The 19,676-nt window shown below is 69.0% G+C and carries 18 protein-coding genes and 1 pseudogene; 10 read left to right on the top strand and 9 right to left on the bottom strand.

Annotated elements, in window-relative coordinates; genetic code table 11:
• Nucleotides 1–123: 123 nt before the first annotated feature.
• From IG98_RS0125045 to IG98_RS0125035, 3 genes are all read left to right on the top strand, one after another.
• Nucleotides 124–1,233 carry a CapA family protein gene (locus IG98_RS0125045; protein ID WP_030916849.1) on the top strand — a complete coding sequence of 370 codons (1,110 nt, stop codon included), beginning with the start codon at nucleotides 124–126 and terminating at the stop codon, nucleotides 1,231–1,233.
• Between the two features lie 113 nt (nucleotides 1,234–1,346).
• The gene (locus IG98_RS0125040) at nucleotides 1,347–3,065 is read left to right on the top strand and encodes an SDR family oxidoreductase (RefSeq protein WP_030916846.1); all 1,719 of its coding nucleotides are present in this window, start codon (nucleotides 1,347–1,349) and stop codon (nucleotides 3,063–3,065) included.
• A gap of 31 nt (nucleotides 3,066–3,096) precedes the next feature.
• A complete protein-coding gene (locus tag IG98_RS0125035; protein ID WP_084195622.1) occupies nucleotides 3,097–3,744 on the top strand; it encodes a TetR/AcrR family transcriptional regulator in 648 nt (215 codons plus the stop codon).
• On the opposite strand, the gene IG98_RS0125030 is transcribed toward IG98_RS0125035, so the two are convergent.
• Nucleotides 3,720–4,415, bottom strand: coding sequence for a hypothetical protein (locus IG98_RS0125030; RefSeq protein ID WP_157594496.1), 696 nt, complete (start codon nucleotides 4,413–4,415; stop codon nucleotides 3,720–3,722). The two genes, IG98_RS0125035 and IG98_RS0125030, sit on opposite strands and share 25 nt — an antisense overlap.
• Before the next feature lie 202 nt (nucleotides 4,416–4,617).
• Here IG98_RS0125030 and IG98_RS0125025 point away from each other — a divergent pair, with 202 nt between their 5' ends.
• Entirely contained in the window at nucleotides 4,618–5,124 is a 507-nt protein-coding gene (locus IG98_RS0125025; protein WP_245651695.1) for a tetratricopeptide repeat protein, read from the top strand.
• An 81-nt stretch (nucleotides 5,125–5,205) separates the two neighbouring features.
• On the opposite strand, the gene IG98_RS0125020 is transcribed toward IG98_RS0125025, so the two are convergent.
• The 8 genes and pseudogenes from IG98_RS0125020 to IG98_RS47265 form a co-directional block, all read right to left on the bottom strand.
• Nucleotides 5,206–6,075, bottom strand: a complete 870-nt coding sequence (locus IG98_RS0125020; protein ID WP_030916837.1) for a hypothetical protein — start codon at nucleotides 6,073–6,075, stop codon at nucleotides 5,206–5,208.
• Between the two features lie 120 nt (nucleotides 6,076–6,195).
• A complete protein-coding gene (gene clpB / locus IG98_RS0125015; protein ID WP_030916834.1) occupies nucleotides 6,196–8,778 on the bottom strand; it encodes an ATP-dependent chaperone ClpB in 2,583 nt (860 codons plus the stop codon).
• 201 nt (nucleotides 8,779–8,979) lie between these two features.
• A pseudogene (locus IG98_RS0125010) lies at nucleotides 8,980–9,232 on the bottom strand (heat shock protein transcriptional repressor HspR); the annotation flags it as partial.
• Nucleotides 9,233–9,234: 2 nt separating this feature from the next.
• Nucleotides 9,235–10,434, bottom strand: coding sequence for a molecular chaperone DnaJ (dnaJ, locus tag IG98_RS0125005; protein WP_030916828.1), 1,200 nt, complete (start codon nucleotides 10,432–10,434; stop codon nucleotides 9,235–9,237).
• A 34-nt stretch (nucleotides 10,435–10,468) separates the two neighbouring features.
• On the bottom strand, nucleotides 10,469–11,086 hold the full coding sequence (gene grpE / locus IG98_RS0125000; RefSeq protein ID WP_030916826.1) for a nucleotide exchange factor GrpE: 618 nt from the start codon (nucleotides 11,084–11,086) through the stop codon (nucleotides 10,469–10,471).
• 28 nt (nucleotides 11,087–11,114) lie between these two features.
• Complete coding sequence (gene dnaK / locus IG98_RS0124995; protein WP_030916824.1) at nucleotides 11,115–12,986, bottom strand: molecular chaperone DnaK; 1,872 nt, start codon at nucleotides 12,984–12,986, stop codon at nucleotides 11,115–11,117.
• Between the two features lie 256 nt (nucleotides 12,987–13,242).
• On the bottom strand, nucleotides 13,243–13,719 hold the full coding sequence (locus IG98_RS0124990) for a hypothetical protein (protein WP_030916822.1): 477 nt from the start codon (nucleotides 13,717–13,719) through the stop codon (nucleotides 13,243–13,245).
• 37 nt (nucleotides 13,720–13,756) lie between these two features.
• Nucleotides 13,757–13,939, bottom strand: a complete 183-nt coding sequence (locus IG98_RS47265; protein ID WP_051752840.1) for a PIN domain-containing protein — start codon at nucleotides 13,937–13,939, stop codon at nucleotides 13,757–13,759.
• A gap of 218 nt (nucleotides 13,940–14,157) precedes the next feature.
• On the opposite strand from IG98_RS47265, the gene proC reads away from it, so the two are divergent.
• From proC to IG98_RS49020, 6 genes are all read left to right on the top strand, one after another.
• Nucleotides 14,158–14,952 carry a pyrroline-5-carboxylate reductase gene (proC, locus tag IG98_RS0124980; RefSeq protein ID WP_030916816.1) on the top strand — a complete coding sequence of 265 codons (795 nt, stop codon included), beginning with the start codon at nucleotides 14,158–14,160 and terminating at the stop codon, nucleotides 14,950–14,952.
• Nucleotides 14,953–15,038: 86 nt separating this feature from the next.
• Entirely contained in the window at nucleotides 15,039–16,277 is a 1,239-nt protein-coding gene (locus tag IG98_RS0124975) for an MFS transporter (protein ID WP_051752838.1), read from the top strand.
• Between the two features lie 232 nt (nucleotides 16,278–16,509).
• Entirely contained in the window at nucleotides 16,510–17,673 is a 1,164-nt protein-coding gene (locus IG98_RS0124970; RefSeq protein WP_030916810.1) for an acetoin utilization protein AcuC, read from the top strand.
• Between the two features lie 292 nt (nucleotides 17,674–17,965).
• The gene (locus IG98_RS0124965; protein WP_030916807.1) at nucleotides 17,966–18,745 is read left to right on the top strand and encodes a phosphatase; all 780 of its coding nucleotides are present in this window, start codon (nucleotides 17,966–17,968) and stop codon (nucleotides 18,743–18,745) included.
• Nucleotides 18,746–19,067: 322 nt separating this feature from the next.
• Complete coding sequence (locus IG98_RS0124960; RefSeq protein ID WP_012887307.1) at nucleotides 19,068–19,271, top strand: helix-turn-helix domain-containing protein; 204 nt, start codon at nucleotides 19,068–19,070, stop codon at nucleotides 19,269–19,271.
• Between the two features lie 305 nt (nucleotides 19,272–19,576).
• On the top strand, nucleotides 19,577–19,675 hold the full coding sequence (locus tag IG98_RS49020; RefSeq protein WP_018654693.1) for a 30S ribosomal protein bS22: 99 nt from the start codon (nucleotides 19,577–19,579) through the stop codon (nucleotides 19,673–19,675).
• Nucleotide 19,676 lies beyond the last annotated feature (1 nt).

Genomic DNA, 19,676 nt, shown 5'->3' with positions numbered 1-19,676 from the left:
ATGAGACGGTACGCTCTAAAGTTGAATTACTCAAATAAGCTACTTAGTCAGGTTTTGAGGAGTCGAATCTCGTAGGGCGAGTTGTGCCACACGGCGCGGGCGAGATGGCATCCTCGGATACCGATGGACACGTACAGCACCGCCCGACGACTTGCCCTGGCCGCCACGATCACCGCCTCGGCCGTGCTCCTCGCGGCCTGCTCCACGGCCGAGCCGGCCACCCCCGGCGCGTTCGCCGACGCCGAGAAGGAGCCGACCCCCCAGACGGAGCCCACCCCTACCCCCGAACGCAAGCCGTACACCATCTCCTTCGGTGGCGACGTGCACTTCGAGGGCGTGTTGCGGACCCGGCTGAACTCCGACCCGAAGACCGCGCTCGGCCCGATCGCCAAGGTGCTCAGCCGCTCCGACCTGGCGATGGTCAACCTGGAGACCGCGATCACCACCGGTGGCACCCCCGCACCGGGCAAGCAGTACACCTTCCGTGCTCCGGCGGCCGCGCTGACCGCGCTGAAGGCGTCCGGGGTGGACGTGGCGTCCCTGGCGAACAACCACGGCATGGACTACATGCAGAGCGGGTTGACCGACTCCCTCGCCGCCATAAAACGCGCCAAATTCCCGGTTGTGGGCGTGGGCCGGAACGAGGCCGAGGCCTACAAGCCGTGGCGGACCACCGTGAACGGCAACCGGGTCGCCATCATCGGCGCCACCCAGGTGCTGGACGCGGAGTTCGTCGGGGCCTGGACCGCCTCCGGCGACAAGGCCGGCCTCGCCTCGGCCAAGAACGAGGCGCGGTTGATCCAGGAGGTGCGCAGGGCCCGCAGGAACTCCGACACCGTGATCGTCCACCTGCACTGGGGCACCGAACTGCAGAAGTGCCCCAACGAGGCGCAGCGGAGCCTGGCGCCCAAGCTGGTCGCGGCCGGGGCGGATGTCATCGTGGGCGGCCACGCGCACATCCTGCTCGGCGGCGGCTACCTGAAGAACAGCTACGTCAACTACGGCATGGGTAACTTCGTCTTCTACAACTGGGGCCCGGAGACCGGCAGGACCGGCGTGCTCACCCTGACGATCAACGGTCGCAGGGTGCTCAAGGACCAGTGGACCCCGGCCAGCATCCAGGGCGGAGTGCCGGTCCCGATCACCGGGCTCGGCAGGCAGCAGGCCATCGCGAACTGGAAGGCGCTGCGCGACTGCACCGGACTGGCCGCCAGACCCGGTCAGTCCGGCTGACCGGCGGGCCGGCCCCGTCCTCCCCGCGCCGCCTTCGAAGATCATTCAGGGGTGTGCGCGGCCGGCCTCTGTTCGACTACTGTCTTGGACAATCGGTCCAACAGGAGGTCGCGGTGCGGTGGGTCGAGTCCGGCGACGTACGGCTGGCACTGTTCGAGCAGGGTGACCCCGCCGCCCCCACGCTCCTGCTGGTCCACGGCTACCCGGACACCCACCGGGTCTGGGACGAGGTCGCCTCGCTGCTGGAGGACCGCTTCCACGTGGTCCGCTACGACGTCCGCGGTGCCGGACTCTCCGGCGCCCCGCGTGCCACCGAGGGCTACGACTACGACCACCTGGCCGCCGACATGACCGCGGTCCTGGACGCGGTGGGCAAGCCGAAAGTGCACCTCGTCGGGCACGACTGGGGCTCCATCCAGGGCTGGAAGCTGATCGGCAGGCCGGGAATCGAGGAGCGGATCCTCTCCTTCACCTCCGTCGGAGGTCCGCATCTGGACCAGGCCGCCCACTTCGTACGGCACGGCCGTCCGCACGAGGTCGCCGGGCAGCTCCTGCGCTCCTGGTACATCGGCGCCTTCCAGATCCCCGTCATTCCCGAACTCGTCCTGCGCGCCGTGCTGCCGCGCGTGATGAGACGGTCCGTACGGGCGGCAGGGCGCCCGGGGCACCCCGCGGACACGCTCGTCAGGGACGGCCTGAACGGCCTCGGCCTCTACCGGGCCAACATGCTGACCCGTCGCGGGACGCCCGCCGAGCCCGTCTCCCGGACACCCGTCCAGCTCATCGAGACCACGAGGGACCCGTTCGTCTCCTCCGCGCTGCTCGCCTCGACACGCCTGTGGGTACCAAGGCTGTGGCACCGTCGCGTCCCCGCGGGCCACTGGGCGCAGCGCAGCCATCCCCGGGTGATCGCCCGCATGATCGCCGAGTTCGCCGAGCACATCGAGGGGGCACCGCCCTCCAGGGAACTGCGCGGGGACCGGCCCGGCAGGCGCGGGCCCTACGACGACCGGCTGGTGGTGGTCACCGGCGCGGGCAGCGGGATCGGACGGGCCACGGCCCGCGCCTTCGCCGCGCACGGCGCCGAGGTGATCTGCGCGGACATCGATCTCGGCGCGGCCCGCCGCACCGCGCAGGGCATCGTCGCGGGTGGGGGCACGGCGCACGCCCGGCAGGTGGACGTCGCGGACGCCACCGGGATGGAGGAGTTCGCGCGGACGGTCAGAGACCGGTACGGCGTGCCCGACATCGTGGTCAACAACGCGGGAATCGCAGTGGCCGGTCCGTTCCTCGACCACTCGGTCGACGACTGGCGGCGGACCCTGGACGTGAACCTGTGGGGCGTCATCCACGGCTGCCGCCTGTTCGCCGCCCAGATGGCCGAGCGCGGCCAGGGCGGTCACATCGTGAACGTGGCCTCGCTCGCCGCCTTCCTGCCCAGCCGGCTGCTGCCCGCGTACTCGACGTCAAAGGCGGCGGTGAAGATGCTCAGCGACTGCCTGCGTGCGGAGCTCGCCGGGCAGGGGATCGGGGTCACCGCGATCTGTCCCGGGTTCGTCTCCACCGCGATCGCGCGGAACGCCACGTACGTCGGCGAGCTCGCCGAGGGCACCGGCAGGCCCGCGGGGAGGGCACTGGCCGCGCGCGGGTACCCGCCCGAGCGGGTGGCCGCGCACATCCTGCGCGCGGTCCACCGTGACCTGCCCGTCGTCGCCGTGAACGCGGAGGGCAAAATCGGTTACGCGCTCTCGCGGATCTCCCCGGCGGCCGTACGTCGGCTGGCACGGCTGGCCGGTGGCGGCGAAATCTCGCGATTGGCGAATAAGCAATGACCTGACGGCGTCAGGCGGGCAAGATGGTGGGGTGTCCACCGTGCCTGCCGAGGAGCCCTGCGAAGCCCCGCTGCGGCGTCAGCCCACCCAGCGACGGAGCGCACGGCGCGTGGAGCGAATGCTCGACGCGTGCGCCGACCTGCTGGACGAGATCGGCTACGACGCGCTTTCCACCACACGGATCGCCGAGCGCGCGGGGGTCGCGATCGGCTCGGTCTACCAGTTCTTTCCCGACAAGCGGGCCATCGCCCAGGCGGTGACCCGGCGCCACATCGAAGGGTTCGTCTCCCGGATCGGGAGACGCTTCCTGTCGGAGGACTACGCGGGCTGGTGGGACGCGGTCGACGCGATCATCGATGAGTACGTGGAGATGCACAGGAGCGTGCCGGGTTTCCGGTCCCTGCACTTCGGCGACGTGGTCGACCTCAACCTGCTCGACGCCGGCTCCGAGAACAACACGGTGATCGCCGGACGGCTGCGCGGCCTCCTCCTGCAGGAGTACGGCCTGGCCGACAGCGAGGAGTTCGACCTGGCCATCCTGGTCGCGGTGGAGGCCGGAGACGCGGTGCTCAAGCTGGCGTTCCGCCGTGATCCGAACGGCGCCCCGGAGATCGTGGCCGAGGCCAAGCGTCTGATCCGTGGCTATCTGAACCGTCAGTTCGCCCGGGTCTCGGTCTGAGAGAGCTGGGGGAGAAGGTTCTCTTCGAGAGACTCGCCGGTGCCCTCACCCGGGTTCTCGCCGCCGATCGGGTCCGGCGTGGTGAACACGGGTCCCGCGTCGGCGAGCCGTTCCCGATACTGCCGGACCCTGCCCCGGCGTTCGAGCTGGGACCACCGCTCCTGCGTGAAGGTCCCGCCGGCCGCCTCGGCAGTCCCGGCCGTCCCGGTCTCCACATGCCTCTGCGCCGTCGGTCCCTGTGCTTCCGGCGGCCCCTGCGCTTCCAGCCCCTGCGGGTTCTGCCAGGCTGTTCCCGGTCTCTGGGTGCTCTGCCGTTGCGCGCGCGGCCGTCTCTCGCGTGGCCACTCCGCACCCGGCCGGATCGGCACCGCTACGACCGTGCCAGGTCCGGGCGGCGGCGTCCCCGACTCGACGCGGGAGCTCCGGACGGGCTCGGAGGCCTCGCGGCCGGAGGGGGTGACCGGTTGGAGATGTCGTGCCCGATTGACCCGCTCCATCCTCTTGATCCGGGCGGCGAGCTTCTCGTGACGGAGCCTGCTCTCCAGGGTGAGCAGATCCTGGTGAGCCTGATCGATCGCCTCCATCTTGACCGACAGATATCCGGCGGATCCCGGAACGATCACAGAGAAGGCCAGGAGAAGCATCAGGGTGAAGGCCGTCTGCCTGGACATGCCCATCGCAGCTCCTCCCAATGATGTGCTCCCCTAGCAGGAGTCGTCGCTCATATGCCCGTTTTGCTGGAGAAACACGCGTACCGTAGTCGTTCGTTTACTCAAGGTCATATGGCCAATACCTGCCGTTGGCCGTACACGGTCGAGCGTCGCTCGGTACTCTCGCGATGTGGCGCATGTGACACGTGAGCAACTTGATCGATTGCTTGAGCAGGCACTTCTGGCCGACGATCACGAGGCCCTGGCTCGGCGACTCGAGGCCCTGGTCGAGGCGTACGCGTCCGGCGACATGTCGCGGGCGGCGATCCTCGTGCTCGCCGCCGAGGAGTGGCGGCAGGCAGGACAGCCCGCTCGGGCCCTCGACTGCTTCCAGCGGGCGGTGGACGACGGGGGCGAGGTGAGCGTCGATCCCCGGGCCGGGATCGCCGACACTCTTTTCGAGCTCGAACGGCCGGACGAGGCGAGAGAGGTGATCGCGGGGATTCAGGCCGTCGGCGCGGTCACCGCGGCCACCGCTCTCACGGTCGCCGAGACGCTCGTCGCCTACGGAGACCTCGGGGAGGCCCATCGGTGGGCCACCGAGGGGGCGCACCGGGCGGTGGAGGGCGGCGGTGAGCACATCGCCCTGCTCAGAACCCGCTACCGGATCCGCGTCGACCTTGGACTCCCCGAAGACGAGCTCGACGCCCTCCTTGACGCCTCCTGCTGACGGCGGCCTGCTCTGAAACCAGGAAAGGGCCGTGCCCGTTGGGGCACGACCCTTCTTCCATGGTGGTTCGCGATTCGGTGGTTACCCCACATTGAGGCCCGGGATCGTCCTCTCCAACGCCGGGAGGACGGAAGGCTCCGCGCTGCCCTCCGTCGTGGCGGCCTCGCCCGCGGCGGTGTCCGGCACCGTGGCAGTCTCCGGTGCCGCGGGGGCCTCCGGGCGTGCGGCGGCCGGAGGCTCCACCACCGGCGTTTCGGCCGATGGCAGGTCCTCGGTGACGGCGTCCGCCTGGGCCGGCTGGGGCAGCGGTGCCGTGTCGTCGTCCGGCGTGACCGCCGCGGCGGCGGGTCGCTCGGGCGCCGGGGGCACCGGGGCTCGCAGCCAGCTGATGCCGTCGCTGGGAGCACCCGGCGCGCCCGGCAGGCCGGGCAGATCCGGCGCGTCGGCCACGACGCTCACCCAGGAGTTCGTCCACTCGTGGCCGGGAAGGCTCGACAGCCCGAAGGGCAGCGCGTGGAAGCCGCTGCCCGCGGCGACGCCTCCGGCATCGGCGAAGCTGACCAGGGCTGAGGCCTGGGAGAGATCCGGCAGGTTGGTGGCGTGTGCGAGCCGGTCCGCGGTCACCGGCATCTCGCCGGTGCCGGCGGACACCGATGCCCCGGCGCCGTTCGTCGCGACCGACGTCTCGCCGGTGTTCGCGGTCGCCGGCATCTCACCGGTGTTCGCGGTCACCGATGCCCCGGAACCGTCCGCGACCGCCGGTGTTCCGACGTCGCCGGCCCCCTCGCAGGCGGTCGCCATGGCCCCGGGTGCCTGCGGCGCCCCCACCGTCTCGTGCTCCTGGCAGGGCGCGACCTCCGCCGAGGCCGGAGAGACCATGGTCCAGCCGGCGCCGGCGGTGAGCAGCGCCACCGCGAGGATTCCCCTGATGTTCCGTGATGAGTTCGACATGCGCATCCCCCTGTTGCGTTCGGTAATCCGATGACTGTCGAACGTAACAGGGGGGTCTTGCCCAGGGGCGCGCTTAACCCAATGGTGGTCGAGCCATTACCGGGGCCCGTCCGGTGATGGTCAAGCCCTTACCGGGCCGATGTTCAGGGAGTCGCTCGCCTCGTCGAGGTCGACCAGCACCTCGTCGCCGTCCTGGACCTCGCCGGAGAGCACCTCCTTGGCCAGCTTGTCGCCGATCGCGGACTGGACGAGGCGGCGGAGCGGGCGCGCGCCGTACAGCGGGTCGTAGCCCGTCAGTGCCAGCCAGTCGCGTGCCGCCGGGGTCACCGTCAGCGTGAGCCGCCGGTCCGCCAGGCGCCTGGCCAGGTGGGTCACCTGCAGGTCCACGATCCGGGAGAGCTCCTCGGTGCCGAGCGCGTCGAACTGGATCACGTCGTCGAGCCGGTTGAGGAACTCGGGTTTGAACGAGCTCCTGACCGCGGCCATCACGGCGGTCCGCTGAGCCTCCTTCGCCATGCCCGGGTCCACCAGGAACTGCGAGCCGATGTTGGAGGTGAGGATCAGGATCACGTTGCGGAAGTCGACGGTCCGGCCCTGGCCGTCGGTGAGCCGCCCGTCGTCGAGCACCTGGAGCAGGATGTCGAAGACCTCGGGGTGGGCCTTCTCGACCTCGTCCAGCAGCACCACGGTGTACGGCCTGCGCCGCACGGCCTCGGTGAGCTGGCCGCCCTCCTCGTAGCCCACGTAACCGGGTGGGGCGCCCACCAGCCGCGAGACGCTGTGCTTCTCGCCGTACTCGCTCATGTCGATGCGGACCATCGCCCGCTCGTCGTCGAACAGGAAGTCCGCCAGTGCCTTGGCCAGCTCCGTCTTGCCGACGCCCGTCGGGCCGAGGAACAGGAAACTGCCGGTCGGCCGGTCCGGGTCGGAGATGCCGGCCCGCGCTCGCCGTACGGCGTCGGAGACCGCTTCGACCGCCTGCCGCTGGCCGATCAGCCGCCTGCCGAGTTCCTCCTCCATGCGGAGCAGCTTGCTGGTCTCGCCTTCGAGCAGCCGGCCCGCGGGGATGCCGGTCCACGAGGAGATGACCTGGGCGATGTCGTCGGCGCCGACCTCCTCCTTGACCATCGGGTTCTCGGGCTGGGCGGTCTTGCTGGCCTCGGCGAGCTTGGCCTCCAGGCTGGGCACCTCGGCGTACATCAGCCGCGAGGCGGCCTCGAAGTCGCCGTCGCGCTGCGCGCGCTCGGCGGCGCTCCGCACCTCGTCGATCTGCTTCTTCAGGTCACCGACCCGGTTGAGCCCGGCCTTCTCCTGTTCCCACCGGCCGACCAGGGCGTTGAGCTCCTCCTGGCGGTCGGCGAGTTCCCCGCGGAGCCGCTCCAGCCGCTGCAGACTGCTCTCGTCGGTCTCCTTGGCGAGCGCCAGCTCCTCCATCTTCATCCGGTCCACGTTCCGCTGGAGCTGGTCGATCTCGACGGGACGGGAGTCGATCTCCATGCGGAGCCGGGAGGCGGCCTCGTCGACGAGGTCGATCGCCTTGTCGGGCAGGAAGCGGGAGGTGATGTAGCGGTCGGAGAGGGCGGCGGCGGCCACGAGTGCGCCGTCGGCGATCTGGACCTGGTGGTGTGCCTCGTAGCGCCCCTTGAGGCCGCGCAGGATGGCGATCGTGTCCTCGACGGTGGGCTCGCCCACGTAGACCTGCTGGAACCGCCGCTCCAGCGCGGGGTCCTTCTCGATGCGCTCGCGGTACTCGTCCAGTGTGGTGGCGCCGATCATCCTCAGCTCGCCGCGGGCCAGCATGGGCTTGAGCATGTTGCCCGCGTCCATCGCGCCCTCGCCGGCGCCCGCGCCGACCATGGTGTGCAGCTCGTCGATGAAGGTGACGACCTGGCCGTCACTCTCCTTGATCTCTCCGAGCACCGCCTTGAGACGTTCCTCGAACTCGCCGCGGTACTTGGCGCCGGCGACCATCGCGCCCAGGTCGAGCGCGATCAGGCGCTTGTCGCGCAGGCTGGAGGGCACGTCACCCGCGACGATCCGCTGGGCCAGCCCCTCCACCACGGCGGTCTTTCCGACGCCGGGCTCGCCGATGAGCACCGGGTTGTTCTTGGTACGGCGGCTGAGTACCTGGACGACGCGCCGGATCTCCGAGTCGCGGCCGATCACCGGATCGAGCTTGCCGGCCCGGGCCCGCTCGGTCAGGTCGATCCCGTACTTCTCCAGCGCCTGGTAGGTGTCCTCGGGCGTCTCGCTGGTCACCCTGGCGTGCCCGCGTACCTTCTCGAAGGCGTCGAGCAGCGCGTTCGGGCTCGCGCCGCGCGATTTGAGCAGTTCGGCGATGGGGCCGCCGTCCGTGGCGAGACCGACCAGCAGGTGCTCGGTCGAGACGTAGTCGTCCTCAAGGCCGCGGGCCCGCTGGGCCGCCGTGTTCATCACGGTGAGCAGTTGCCGGGAGCTCGACGGGGCGCTGACCGTTGCGCCCTGTGCCTTCGGCAGGGCCGCGAGCTGCTTCTCGGCCTCGATCCGCAACTGCTTCCAGTCGGCGCCCACCGCTTCGAGCAGGGGCACCGCGGTGCCGCCGGTCTGGGCGAGCAGTGAGGTGAACAGATGGGCCGGGGCGACCTCGGGGTTACCTTCCGCGGCTGCCCGTCGGATGGCGGAGGAGACCGCCGCCTGACTCTTCTGGGTGAGCTTGTAGTCCATTGACTTCCCTCGTGTGGTTCAGGAGGTGCTGCCGGCGACGCCGCGCGCCGCGGTGAGGCCGCTCTCCTCGGTCCGGTCACCGGCGCGGCCTCACTGGGGAGAGTTCTCAGGCGGGGGGCAGTTGGTACTGGATGAGGGCCCGGATCATGTTCATCTCCGCGCGGAGACGGTGGTTCTCGTCACGCAGGCGCAGGGCCTCCGTTTCGAGAACCAGGATTCGCTTGATGCCCGCGAGGTTGATGCCCTCCTCCTGGGAGAGCCGCTGGACCTCGCGGAGCATCATGATGTCGCGGGTGGAGTACAGGCGTCCGCGTCCCGCCGTACGGCCTGGGCTGACCAGGCCGAGACGGTCGTACTGGCGAAGGGTCTGCGGGTGCAGACCTGACAGCTGGGCGGCCACCGAGATCACATAGACGGGTGTGTCATCCGACAGATCGAAGTAGTTGGCTTCCATGGCTACTCGCTTCTGGCCTGTTCGATGAGGTCAGCCCGTGGGTCACCACCCGAGGTGGCGTCGCGGAACTCCTCAAGGGCCCCTCTCGCCTTGTCCTCCAGGTGCTGTGGCACCAGAACCTCGATGGTGGCGAGCAGGTCGCCCTTGGTGCCGTCCTTGCGTGCCACACCCCTGCCGCGCACCCGGAAGGTGCGGCCGTTCGGGGTGCCCTCGGGGATGCGCAGCGTGACCGGCATTCCCTTGAGGATCGGCACCTTGATCTCGGCTCCCAGCGCCGCCTCGGTGAAGGTGACCGGGACGGTGACCGTCAGGTTCTCACCCGTCCTGCCGAACACGGAGTGCGGCTTGACGTGGATCTGGACGTAGAGGTCACCGGCGGGGCCGCCGTTCTCCCCGGGGGCGCCCTTCGCCTTGATCTTGATGCGCTGGCCGTCGCCGACCCCTGCCGGGATGCGGGCCTGGATCGTGCGGGTGCTCTTGCCCCGCCCGCTCCCCTCACACACCTGGCACGGGTCGTCCACCAGCAGGCCACGGCCCTTGCAGTCGCGGCACGGCTCGGAGAAGGCGAAGTTTCCAAGGTTGCGGCTGGCCGCCCCGGTGCCCTCGCAGGTCGGGCAGACCCGCGGGGTGGTGCCGGCCTTGGCGCCGGTTCCCCCGCATGCGGTGCACGCGGAGGAACTGGTCAGGCGGAGTGAGACCGTGGTGCCCTCCACCGCCTCGGAGAAGGAGAGCGAGACCTCGGACTCGATGTCCTGGCCGCGCCGTGCCCTGGTCGACGTTCCGCCGGGGCGGCTCGCGCCACCCCGGTTGAAGAGGCCGCCGAAGATGTCGCCGATGCGCTCCCCGGCGCCGCTCTGCTGGTTGGTGCCCCCGAAGAGGTCTCCCAGGTCGAACGGGAACCCGCCCGCGCCGGTACGCGGAGCCCCTCCGGCCCCCGCGTAGCCGCCCAGACCCGATCCGAACAGCGCCCGCGCCTCGTCGTACTCCTTGCGGCGCTTGGTGTCGGACAGGATGTCGTAGGCCTCGGAGACCTCCTTGAACTTGGCGGTGCTCTCGGAGGTCTCCGAGCTTCCGGGGTTGGCGTCAGGGTGATACCTCCTGGCCAGCTTCCGGTACGCCTTCTTGATCTCATCGGCCGTGGCGGTCTTGGGCACACCAAGGACGGCGTAGTAGTCCTTCTCCAAGTAGTCCTTGGTGCTCATCCACGTTCCTTCTCAGAGATTGGATCTTGGGGGGTCAGTTGTCGTCCGCGGCGGGCTCTTCGGGCTCGGCCACCGCGACTCGCGCGGGGCGGAGCACTCGCTCGCCGATCCGGTAACCGGGCTGCAGGATCTCCACGCAGGTCGGCTCTGTGACGTCGGGGGAGTAACTGTGCATCAGGGCCTCGTGCACCATCGGGTCGAACGGTTCGCCCTTGGTGCCGAAGGCGCTCAGCCCCAGTTTCCCCGTGGCCGCCTCCAGCGACTCGCTCACCTTGGCGAAACCGCCGGTCAGCTCGCCGTGGTCGCGGGCCCGGCCGATGTCGTCGAGGACAGGAAGCAGTTCGGTCAGCGCGCCGGCCACCGCCTGCTCCTTGACCACGGCCCGGTCCCGCTCGACCCGCTTGCGATAGTTGGAATACTCGGCCTGAAGACGCTGTAGGTCCGCGGTGCGCTCGGCGAGTTGGGTGGCCAGCTCGATCGAGGCGAGGTCCGATGCCAGGGAGGACGAGGACGACCTGTCGGCCTGCTCCTTGTCGCTCTGACCCGTGGCCTCCGCCGAGGCCGCCTCACGGACCTGTCCCGTCTCCGGGTCTATCTTCCGGTTGTCGCGGATCACCGGCTCCTCCTCGGAACCGTTCTCGCGCGTGCTCACGCTGCTGCTCCCCTCGACTTTCCGGCCGTCACTTGGTGCCGCTGTCGCGCTTCGGCTCGTCGTCCACGATCTCGGCCTCGACCACGTCGTCGTCCGCCTTCTGCCCGGCGGTGGCGTCCGCCCCGGGGGCGCCGGTCGGGGCCTCGGAGGCCTGCGACTGAGCGTAGATGGCGGAACCCATCTTCTGGCTGACCGTGGCGAGCTTCTCCGCGGAGGCGCGGATCTCGGACGAGTCGGTGCCCTCCAGAGCCTTCTTGAGCTCGGCGACGGCCTCGTTGACCTCGTTCTTGATGTCCTCCGGGACCTTCTCGGCGTTCTCGCCGAGGAACTTCTCGGTCTGGTAGACGAGCGAGTCGGCGTTGTTGCGCGTCTCGGCCTCTTCGCGGCGCTTCTTGTCCTCGTCGGCGTAGGACTCGGCCTCGCGCATCATGCGCTCGATGTCGTCCTTCGGCAGCGCGGAGCCGCCGGTGATCGTCATCGTCTGCTCCTTGCCGGTGCCGAGGTCCTTGGCGGAGACGTTGACGATGCCGTTGGCGTCGATGTCGAAGGTGACCTCGATCTGCGGGATGCCGCGCGGTGCCGGGGCGATGCCGGTCAGCTCGAAGGTGGCCAGCTTCTTGTTGTACGCCGCGATCTCGCGCTCGCCCTGGTAGACCTGGATCTGCACCGACGGCTGGTTGTCCTCGGCCGTGGTGAAGACCTCGGAGCGCTTGGTCGGGATCGTGGTGTTACGCTCGATGATCTTGGTGAAGATCCCGCCCTTGGTCTCGATGCCCAGGCTCAGCGGGGTCACGTCGAGCAGCAGGACGTCCTTGACCTCGCCCTTGAGCACACCGGCCTGGAGGGCGGCGCCGATGGCCACGACCTCGTCCGGGTTGACGCCCTTGTTGGGCTCCTTGCCGCCGGTCAGCTCCTTGACGAGGTCGGCGACGGCGGGCATGCGGGTCGAGCCGCCGACGAGCACCACGTGGGCGATGTCGGAGACCTTGATGCCGGCGTCCTTGACGACCTGGTTGAACGGGCCCTTGCACCGCTCGAGCAGGTCGGCGGTGAGCCGCTGGAACTCGGCGCGGGTGAGCTTCTCCTCCAGGTGGAGGGGACCCTCGGCCGAGGCGGTGATGTAGGGCAGGTTGATGGAGGTCTCCGACTGGCTGGAGAGCTCGATCTTGGCCTTCTCCGCGGCCTCACGCAGGCGCTGGAGGGCCATCTTGTCCTTGGTCAGGTCGACGCCGTGGGCGTTCTTGAACCGGGTGGCGAGCTCGTCGACGACGCGCTGGTCCCAGTCGTCACCACCGAGGTGGTTGTCGCCGCTGGTGGCCTTGACCTCGACGAAGCCGTGGCCGTCCTCCTGGCCGACGTCGAGCAGGGACACGTCGAAGGTGCCGCCGCCGAGGTCGAAGACGAGGATGGTCTCGTCCTTGTCCTTGTCCAGGCCGTAGGCGAGCGCCGCGGCGGTGGGCTCGTTGATGATGCGCAGCACGTTGAGGCCGGCGATGGTGCCGGCTTCCTGGGTGGCCTGACGCTGAGCGTCGTTGAAGTAGGCGGGAACGGTGATCACCGCGTCGGTGATCTTCTCGCCCAGGTAGGCTTCGGCGTCCTGCTTGAGCTTCTGCAGGACGAAGGCGCTGATCTGCTGCGGGGAGAACTTCTTGCCGTCGATCTCGACGGTCCAGTTGGTGCCCATCTCGCGCTTGACCGAGCGAATCGTCCGGTCGACGTTGGTGACGGCCTGCCGCTTGGCGACCTCCCCGACGAGGACCTCGCCGTTCTTCGCGAAGGCGACCACGGACGGCGTGGTCCGCGAACCCTGGGCGTTGGCGATGACGGTGGGCTCACCGCCCTCAAGAATCGAGACGACGGAGTTGGTCGTCCCCAGGTCGATACCTACCGCACGTGCCATGAGTACGTCCTTGTAGTCAAAGTTGAGTCGATGCCACTCATAGTGGAACCTCGCGTGAGGTTTGTCAAACGACTTGAGCCTATTGGACTCAACCTTCGGCCGCGTGGAAGCATTCCCGATTTCCGGGCAACAGGCGGGATCCTTCGCCACCTCCGACGAGGGAGCGCGCGTGGTCGTTCCCGGCGGTGACCGGAGGTCGTCCGGTCACCGCCTGCGGGGGGCTGTCCTGGACACGCGTCCCCCGGAAAGTGCCGCGTCAGCGGGCGCCGTCGACCACCTTGCGGGAGCCGAGCGGCTTCTTGAGCTTGACCGTCGTCACCTTCTGGATGGCGATCTCGATGCAGGCGACGTTCTGGGCCTTGCTGCTCGGGCCCTCCCACAGGGTGACGGTCACCCGCTTGGCGGTCTCTCGTACGGTGACCCTGTCGAGCACGTTGCACGGCTCCACCCCGGACCACCAGGTGATCCGCAGGCTCCGGCCGTCCTTCGACGGCTTGGCCTTCAGCCACCTGACCTTGCGGGGGTTGTCCGTGTGACCTTCTGGTTTCGTTGGCCTGGGAGCGCCGCCGGTGGGTTCCTCCCGGGGGGCCACGGTGTGGCTCGCCGGCTCCGAGGGAGCGCCGGGAAGGGCGGTGCTCCGGCTCACCGGCTGCGAGGGGGCGGTGGCGCTGGGTTCGGTGCCGCAGCCCAGGGCCACCAGGAGACTTCCGGCCAGGATGGGGGTCACGATCATACGCATACCCCTAAGACGGATCGGGCGCCTGGACGGTTCAGGGCGTCCGGATGTCGCGCTGTCGCACCTCGTTCACGACCGCCGAGACGGTGACGAAGTCGTTGTCGACGTGCAGCACGGTCAACCCGGGGGGCACGGCGGTCGCGCACAGCAGCAGGTCGATCGGCCCTGCGGAACGACGTCGCCCTTTCTGGGAGAGCTTGTACTGCGGGTTCTCCACCCAGTGCCACGCCGACTTGGGGACGGCCGCCAGGCGGCAGAGATCGTTGAGTTCCGCCTCCAGTTCGTCGCGGTGGGCCGGACCGGTCGCGGAGCGGAGGAATCCGGTTCTCGTGGGCTCGCAGATCCTCAGAGCCCCCCTGTGCGCGGGATGACTTCGCGGAAAGACGGGGCCGATAGGCTGCGAGGAGTTTCGATCCCTGATTTCGAGGTGCTCACATGATCGCGATTCTTGGAACCGGCAAGATGGGGGAGGCCCTGCTGTCCGGGCTGCTCAGAGCCGGGTTCAAGCCGGGCGACGTGATGGCGACGGCACGACGTGCCGAGCGGGGCGAGGCCCTCGCGAAGCAGTACGGCGTACGGGTGGTCTCCAACGCCGAGGCCGCCAAGAGCGCCGACACGATCATCCTCGCGGTCAAGCCGCAGGACATGGGGGCCCTGCTCGCCGAGATCGCGGCGCACCTGCCGGCCGACCGGCTGGTCATCTCGGCGGCGGCGGGGATCACGACCTCGTTCGTCGAGTCGCGGCTCGGCGCCGAGATCCCGGTGGTCCGGGTCATGTCCAACACGCCGGTGCTGGTCGACGAGGCGATGAGCGTGATCTCGGCGGGAGCGCACGCCTCCGAGGAGCACCTCAAGCGCGCCGAGGACCTGTTCAGCCCGGTCGGCAAGGTGCTGCGCATCCCCGAGGCGCAGCAGGACGCGGCCACGGCCCTGTCGGGCAGCGGTCCCGCCTACTTCTTCTATCTCGTCGAGGCCATGGTCGACGCCGGAATCCTGCTCGGCATGCCCCGTGCCGCCGCCCTTGACATGGTCACCCAGTCGATCGTCGGTGCGGCGATCATGCTCCGTGACTCGGGCGAGCACCCGGTGATCCTGCGCGAGGCGGTCACCTCGCCGGGGGGCACCACCATCGCCGCCATCGCCGAGTTGGAGCGGCACAGCGTCCGAGCCGCCTTCCTGGCCGCCATCGAGGCCGCCAGGGACAGGGGACGCCAGCTCGCCGAGGGCTGAGCCCGCCCCTGCCAGGAAATCTATTAGGAAATTTTCCTATATAACGGCATCATTTTCCGCGGAACTTCGGGGGAGATGGGGCCATCGTGGGGCAGGCCGTACTGGGTGATGATCAGCGGGAACTCGGCGGCCACTCCGTCTGGACGCGGAGCTTCCTGCTCTTCTTCACCGCCAGATCGATCTCCATGCTCGGCGCGTCGATGGTCCCGTTCGCGACGGCGGTGGGGGTGGGCGGGCTCGGTCACGGTCCCACCGGGGTGGGGCTGGCGCTGGCCGCCTGGATGGCGCCCTTCGCGGTGCTGATCCTGTTCGGAGGGGTGTTCGCCGACAGGTTCACGCCGCGCCGCATGATGATCGGCGCCGACACGGTCCGGATGGTGACCCAGGGGATCAGTGCGGCGCTCTTCATCTCCGGCAGGCCGGATCTCTGGCAGATCCTCGTCATCTCCGCGATCAACGGTGTCGCCGCCGCGATGTACCAGCCGGGGGTCTCCAGCACGGTCCCGCGGGTGGCGCGGGACGTGCAGCGGGCCAACGCCACCCTGCGTGTCTCCGAGTCGATCATGATGTTGGCCGGACCGGGGGTCGCCGGCGCCATCGTCGGCTTCTGGGGGGTCGGCGTCGTCTTCGCGATCGAGGCCGCGGGGTTCGCCGTCAGCGCGGTCTGCCTGCTCCTCCTGCGCCTGCCCGCGGTCGCCTTCCAGGCCGTGGCGCGGTCGGTCTGGCGTGACCTGCGCGGTGGCTGGCAGGAGTTCCGCTCCAGGACCTGGATGTGGTCGGTGATCCTGGTCTGGACGGTCTTCGGCGTCGCTCTGTTCGGCCCGATGATTCCGCTGGGCTCGGTGCTGATCACCGAGCGGCTCAGCGAGACCGCCTACGGCCTGGTCATGTCCGCCTCGGGTGCGGGCACGGTCGTCGGCGGTCTGATCGCCATGCGGGTTCGCCCGGGACGGCCGCTGATGGCCGGCGCGATCGGCCTGTTCGGCTTCACCCTGGAGCCGCTCTCCATCGCCCTGGCATCGCCGCAGGGGGTCCTCATGGCCGCGCATGTGATCGGCGGCGCGGGATGGGCGTTCTGGTCGGTCATGTGGGCCACCAGTGTCCAGACCCAGGTGCCCGTGGAGGCGCTCAACCGGGTCACCGCCTACGAGGTCGCCGGCTCGACCCTGTTCGTTCCGATCGGCCAGGTGCTCGCCGGTCCGGTGGCGGGGGTGGTGGGTGCGCCGCAGTTGCTGGCCGTGTCCTCGATCGTGGCGGTCGCCGGATGCGTCTCGCTTCTCCTGGTTCCCGCTGTCCGGGGACTGCGCCGGGTGCACCCCACCTGACCGTGTCGTCCCGGCCTCCGGCCAGGTGGAAGGGCTTTCCGGGCAGCGGTGTCGTGTCCCGGCATCCGGGACTGTTAATAGCAATAAATTCGGATATTTCGCTCAGGTGAAAACCGCCCGGTCCTCCAAGACGCGTGCGTAAACCGCATTCCGTACACGTGCGGTAACGTCGAGCCGGGAGTAGGAAGATCGGGCCGTGGCGCGCGGCGTCGCGACCAGACAGGGAGTGCGCATGAGCCGGTCCGTGCGGGTTGTCTGGGACGATGCGCTCATCTCCTATGATTTCGGTCCGGAGCACCCGCTCGCGCCCGTGCGGGTCGAGCTGACCATGGCGCTGGCCAGGGAACTGGGCGTGCTGGACCTGGTGGAGATGAGCGGATGCGCGCCCGCCACCGACGACGAGCTGGCACTCGTTCACAAACGTGACTACATCGAGGCCGTCAAACGGGTCTCCGCCACCGGGCGACGCGACCTGGCCTGTGGGCTCGGCACCGTGGACAATCCCGCCTTCGTCGGAGTCCACGAGGCGTCCGCACTGATCACCGGGGCCAGCCTGGCCGCGGCCCGCGCGGTGTGGACCGGCGAGGTCGAGCACGCGGTCAACGTCGCGGGCGGCCTGCACCACGCGATGCCCGCCCTGGCGAGCGGGTTCTGCGTCTACAACGACCCGGGTGTGGCGATCGCGTGGTTGCTGTCCCAGGGCGCGTCCAGGGTCGCCTACGTGGACGTGGACGTGCACCACGGCGACGGCGTGCAGGCGATGTTCTACGACGATCCCAGGGTTCTCACCATCAGCCTGCACGAGAGTCCCCGCACGCTCTTCCCCGGTACGGGCTTCCCCAATGAGAGCGGCGCGGAGGGCACCGCGGTCAACGTGGCCCTGCCCGCCGGATGCGGCGACGGCGACTGGCTTCGGGCCTTCCACGCGGTGGTCCCGCCGCTGCTGCGGGGGTTCGCCCCCGAGGTCCTGGTCACCCAGCACGGCTGCGACAGTCACGCCCTCGACCCGCTGGCCAACCTGATGCTCAGCCTGGACGGCCAGCGCATGGCGTATGCGGCGCTGCACGAACTGGCCCACGAGACCGCGGGCGGGCGATGGGTCGTGACCGGTGGCGGAGGGTACGAGCTGGTGCAGGTCGTGCCCCGGGCGTGGACCCATCTGATCGCGGAGGTGGCGGGCCACCCGCTCGACCCGAGGACCGCCACTCCCGAGGCGTGGCGCACGTTCGTCAAGGAACGGACCAACCAGTCGGCACCCCTGACGCTGACCGATGGCCGGAATCCGGAATTTCGCGATTTCTCCACAGGTTATGACCCAGCAGATCCGATCGATCGGGCCATCATGGCGACAAGAAAAGCCATCTTCCCCTTCCACGGCCTGGACCCCCTCCCGTAAGCGCGAGGCCGTTGGTGAACCCCTGAGGGTGCGCCGACGAACGGGCCCGAAAGCCACAGGAGACAAGGTAAATGATCTGCCTTGAGGGACTACTCGTGAGGACGCGCCGGTGACTGGACTGAGGAGAGAGGGGTTGCGAGGAACGAGCGACCCTGAACGACGAGGGAAGTCACCGGGTCCCAGCGGCCGAACCGCGACGCGCCGGCGTCGCTGACGACACGGAGCGAAGCGGATGAACGACGAGGGAAGTCACCGGGTCCCAGCGGCCGAAGCGCGACGCGAAGCGTCGCCGATGACTCGTGCCGAGCTTCGTGAGCACCTGGTCCGGACTCGGATCGCCGGTGATGTGGCGACCAGCCGGGAGAACAACCTGGACCACTACCGGTCGCTGGCCAACCGTGACCCGCACTACATGTTCGGGCTGACCGTGGACGGCGCCTGGTCCTATCGGGACGTGCTGGAGTTGATGGCCAAGTCCGCCGGTGTGGTGGCCGATCCGCTGCACCGGGAGGGCCAGGACACCATCGACCCCGACCGTACGATCGAGGCGGTCGAGAAGATGGGCGACGCGATCGCGGGAGTGCTCAGCGGGGAGAATCCGCGGATCCTGATCGCCACCGGGCACCCCACCGGCCTGCTCACCGTTCACCTGGCCCTGGCCCGGATGCTCCGGGCGCGTGGGGCGGCCCTGATGAGCCCGGCCGAGGGGTGGTCGTACTGGGGCAGCGGGTTCGGCCGCAGGCGCAAGATCCGTTATCTGGACGACGTCGCGATGCTCGACGACAAGGGCGCCCTCGTGCACACCCACGATCCCGCCCCGATGCGGGCCATGATCGCCGAGCTTGGCGCGGACCGTCCCGATCTGGTGATCGCCGACCACGGCTGGGCCGGAGCGGCGGGCGAGGCGGGCATCCTCACCGTCGGATTCGCCGACAGCAACGACCCCGCGCTCTTCGTCGGGGAGGCCGAGGGCAAGATCGCGGTGACCGTCCCGCTCGATGACAACGTGCTACCGAGGTATTACGAACCGCTGACGCACCATCTGGTCGCGAGGGTCGCGCGAGCCCTCTGAGACGGGGGATGCGCAAATCGGGCCATCCCTATACAGGTATTTCGCGCCTGCATTCCATGGAGCTCGCCGACCGTTTGCCAACTTTTTGGTGATTGTGGGCGACTCTAATAGGAGATAGTTGGTCCGTTCCAAGATCGAAAACAGGGGCACGGTCCGGCTGCTGGCCAGCGATTTTGTCGGTTTCGCTGACGTGAGGCTTAGAGGGCTGAGAAAATAGGGGGTTTGCGTGCCCGGCCTCTCGACTTACGCTGACGGCAGTACACGTGCGTGAGCAATGGCACCAGTGGGGATAACCCGGATACACGTGCGGAAGAGGCGTCCGATGGGTGCAGGCGAAAGACCTCTCAGCGAGGTGAAGTTCCTGACGGTGGCAGAAGTGGCCACTGTCATGAGGGTGTCCAAGATGACTGTGTACCGACTCGTGCATTCGGGCGAGCTGCCGGCCATCCGGGTCGGTCGATCCTTCCGGGTGCCTGAGCAGGCGGTGCACGATTATCTCAGGGATGCCTACATCGAGGCAGGTTGAGACAGGGGGCTCGGCGCGCCGAGCCGAGCGGCCGGTGGAGGGAACATTCGGCCGTGAGGTGGGCGAGGCGCGCTGACGGCTCGTGAGTCTGTCCCTTCCGGTCGTGCCGGAGCATGATTTCCGGTGCGACCTGTATGTGACAGGTCTCTGTCTCGTCGAGGTAGCGACGTGTGCGCCACGTCGTGAGTTGATGTGCCCGGGGTCCCCCCGGGGGCGATCCACCGTGGATCGCCGGTAGTCTGTTGTGCCGGTGTGTTATCGCATGCCGGTTTGACATTCTCGGCTACCAGCTACCTGGGGGTCCCGTGGGCTCTGTGATCAAGAAGCGTCGTAAGCGCATGGCGAAGAAGAAGCACCGCAAGCTTCTGAAGAAGACCCGCATCCAGCGGCGTAACAAGAAGTAAC

The sequence above is a fragment of the Streptosporangium amethystogenes genome, from assembly GCF_000721075.1.
Classification (GTDB): domain Bacteria; phylum Actinomycetota; class Actinomycetes; order Streptosporangiales; family Streptosporangiaceae; genus Streptosporangium; species Streptosporangium amethystogenes.
The sequence above is the reverse complement of the archived record's forward strand: the minus strand, read 5'-3'. Positions and strand labels throughout refer to the sequence as shown.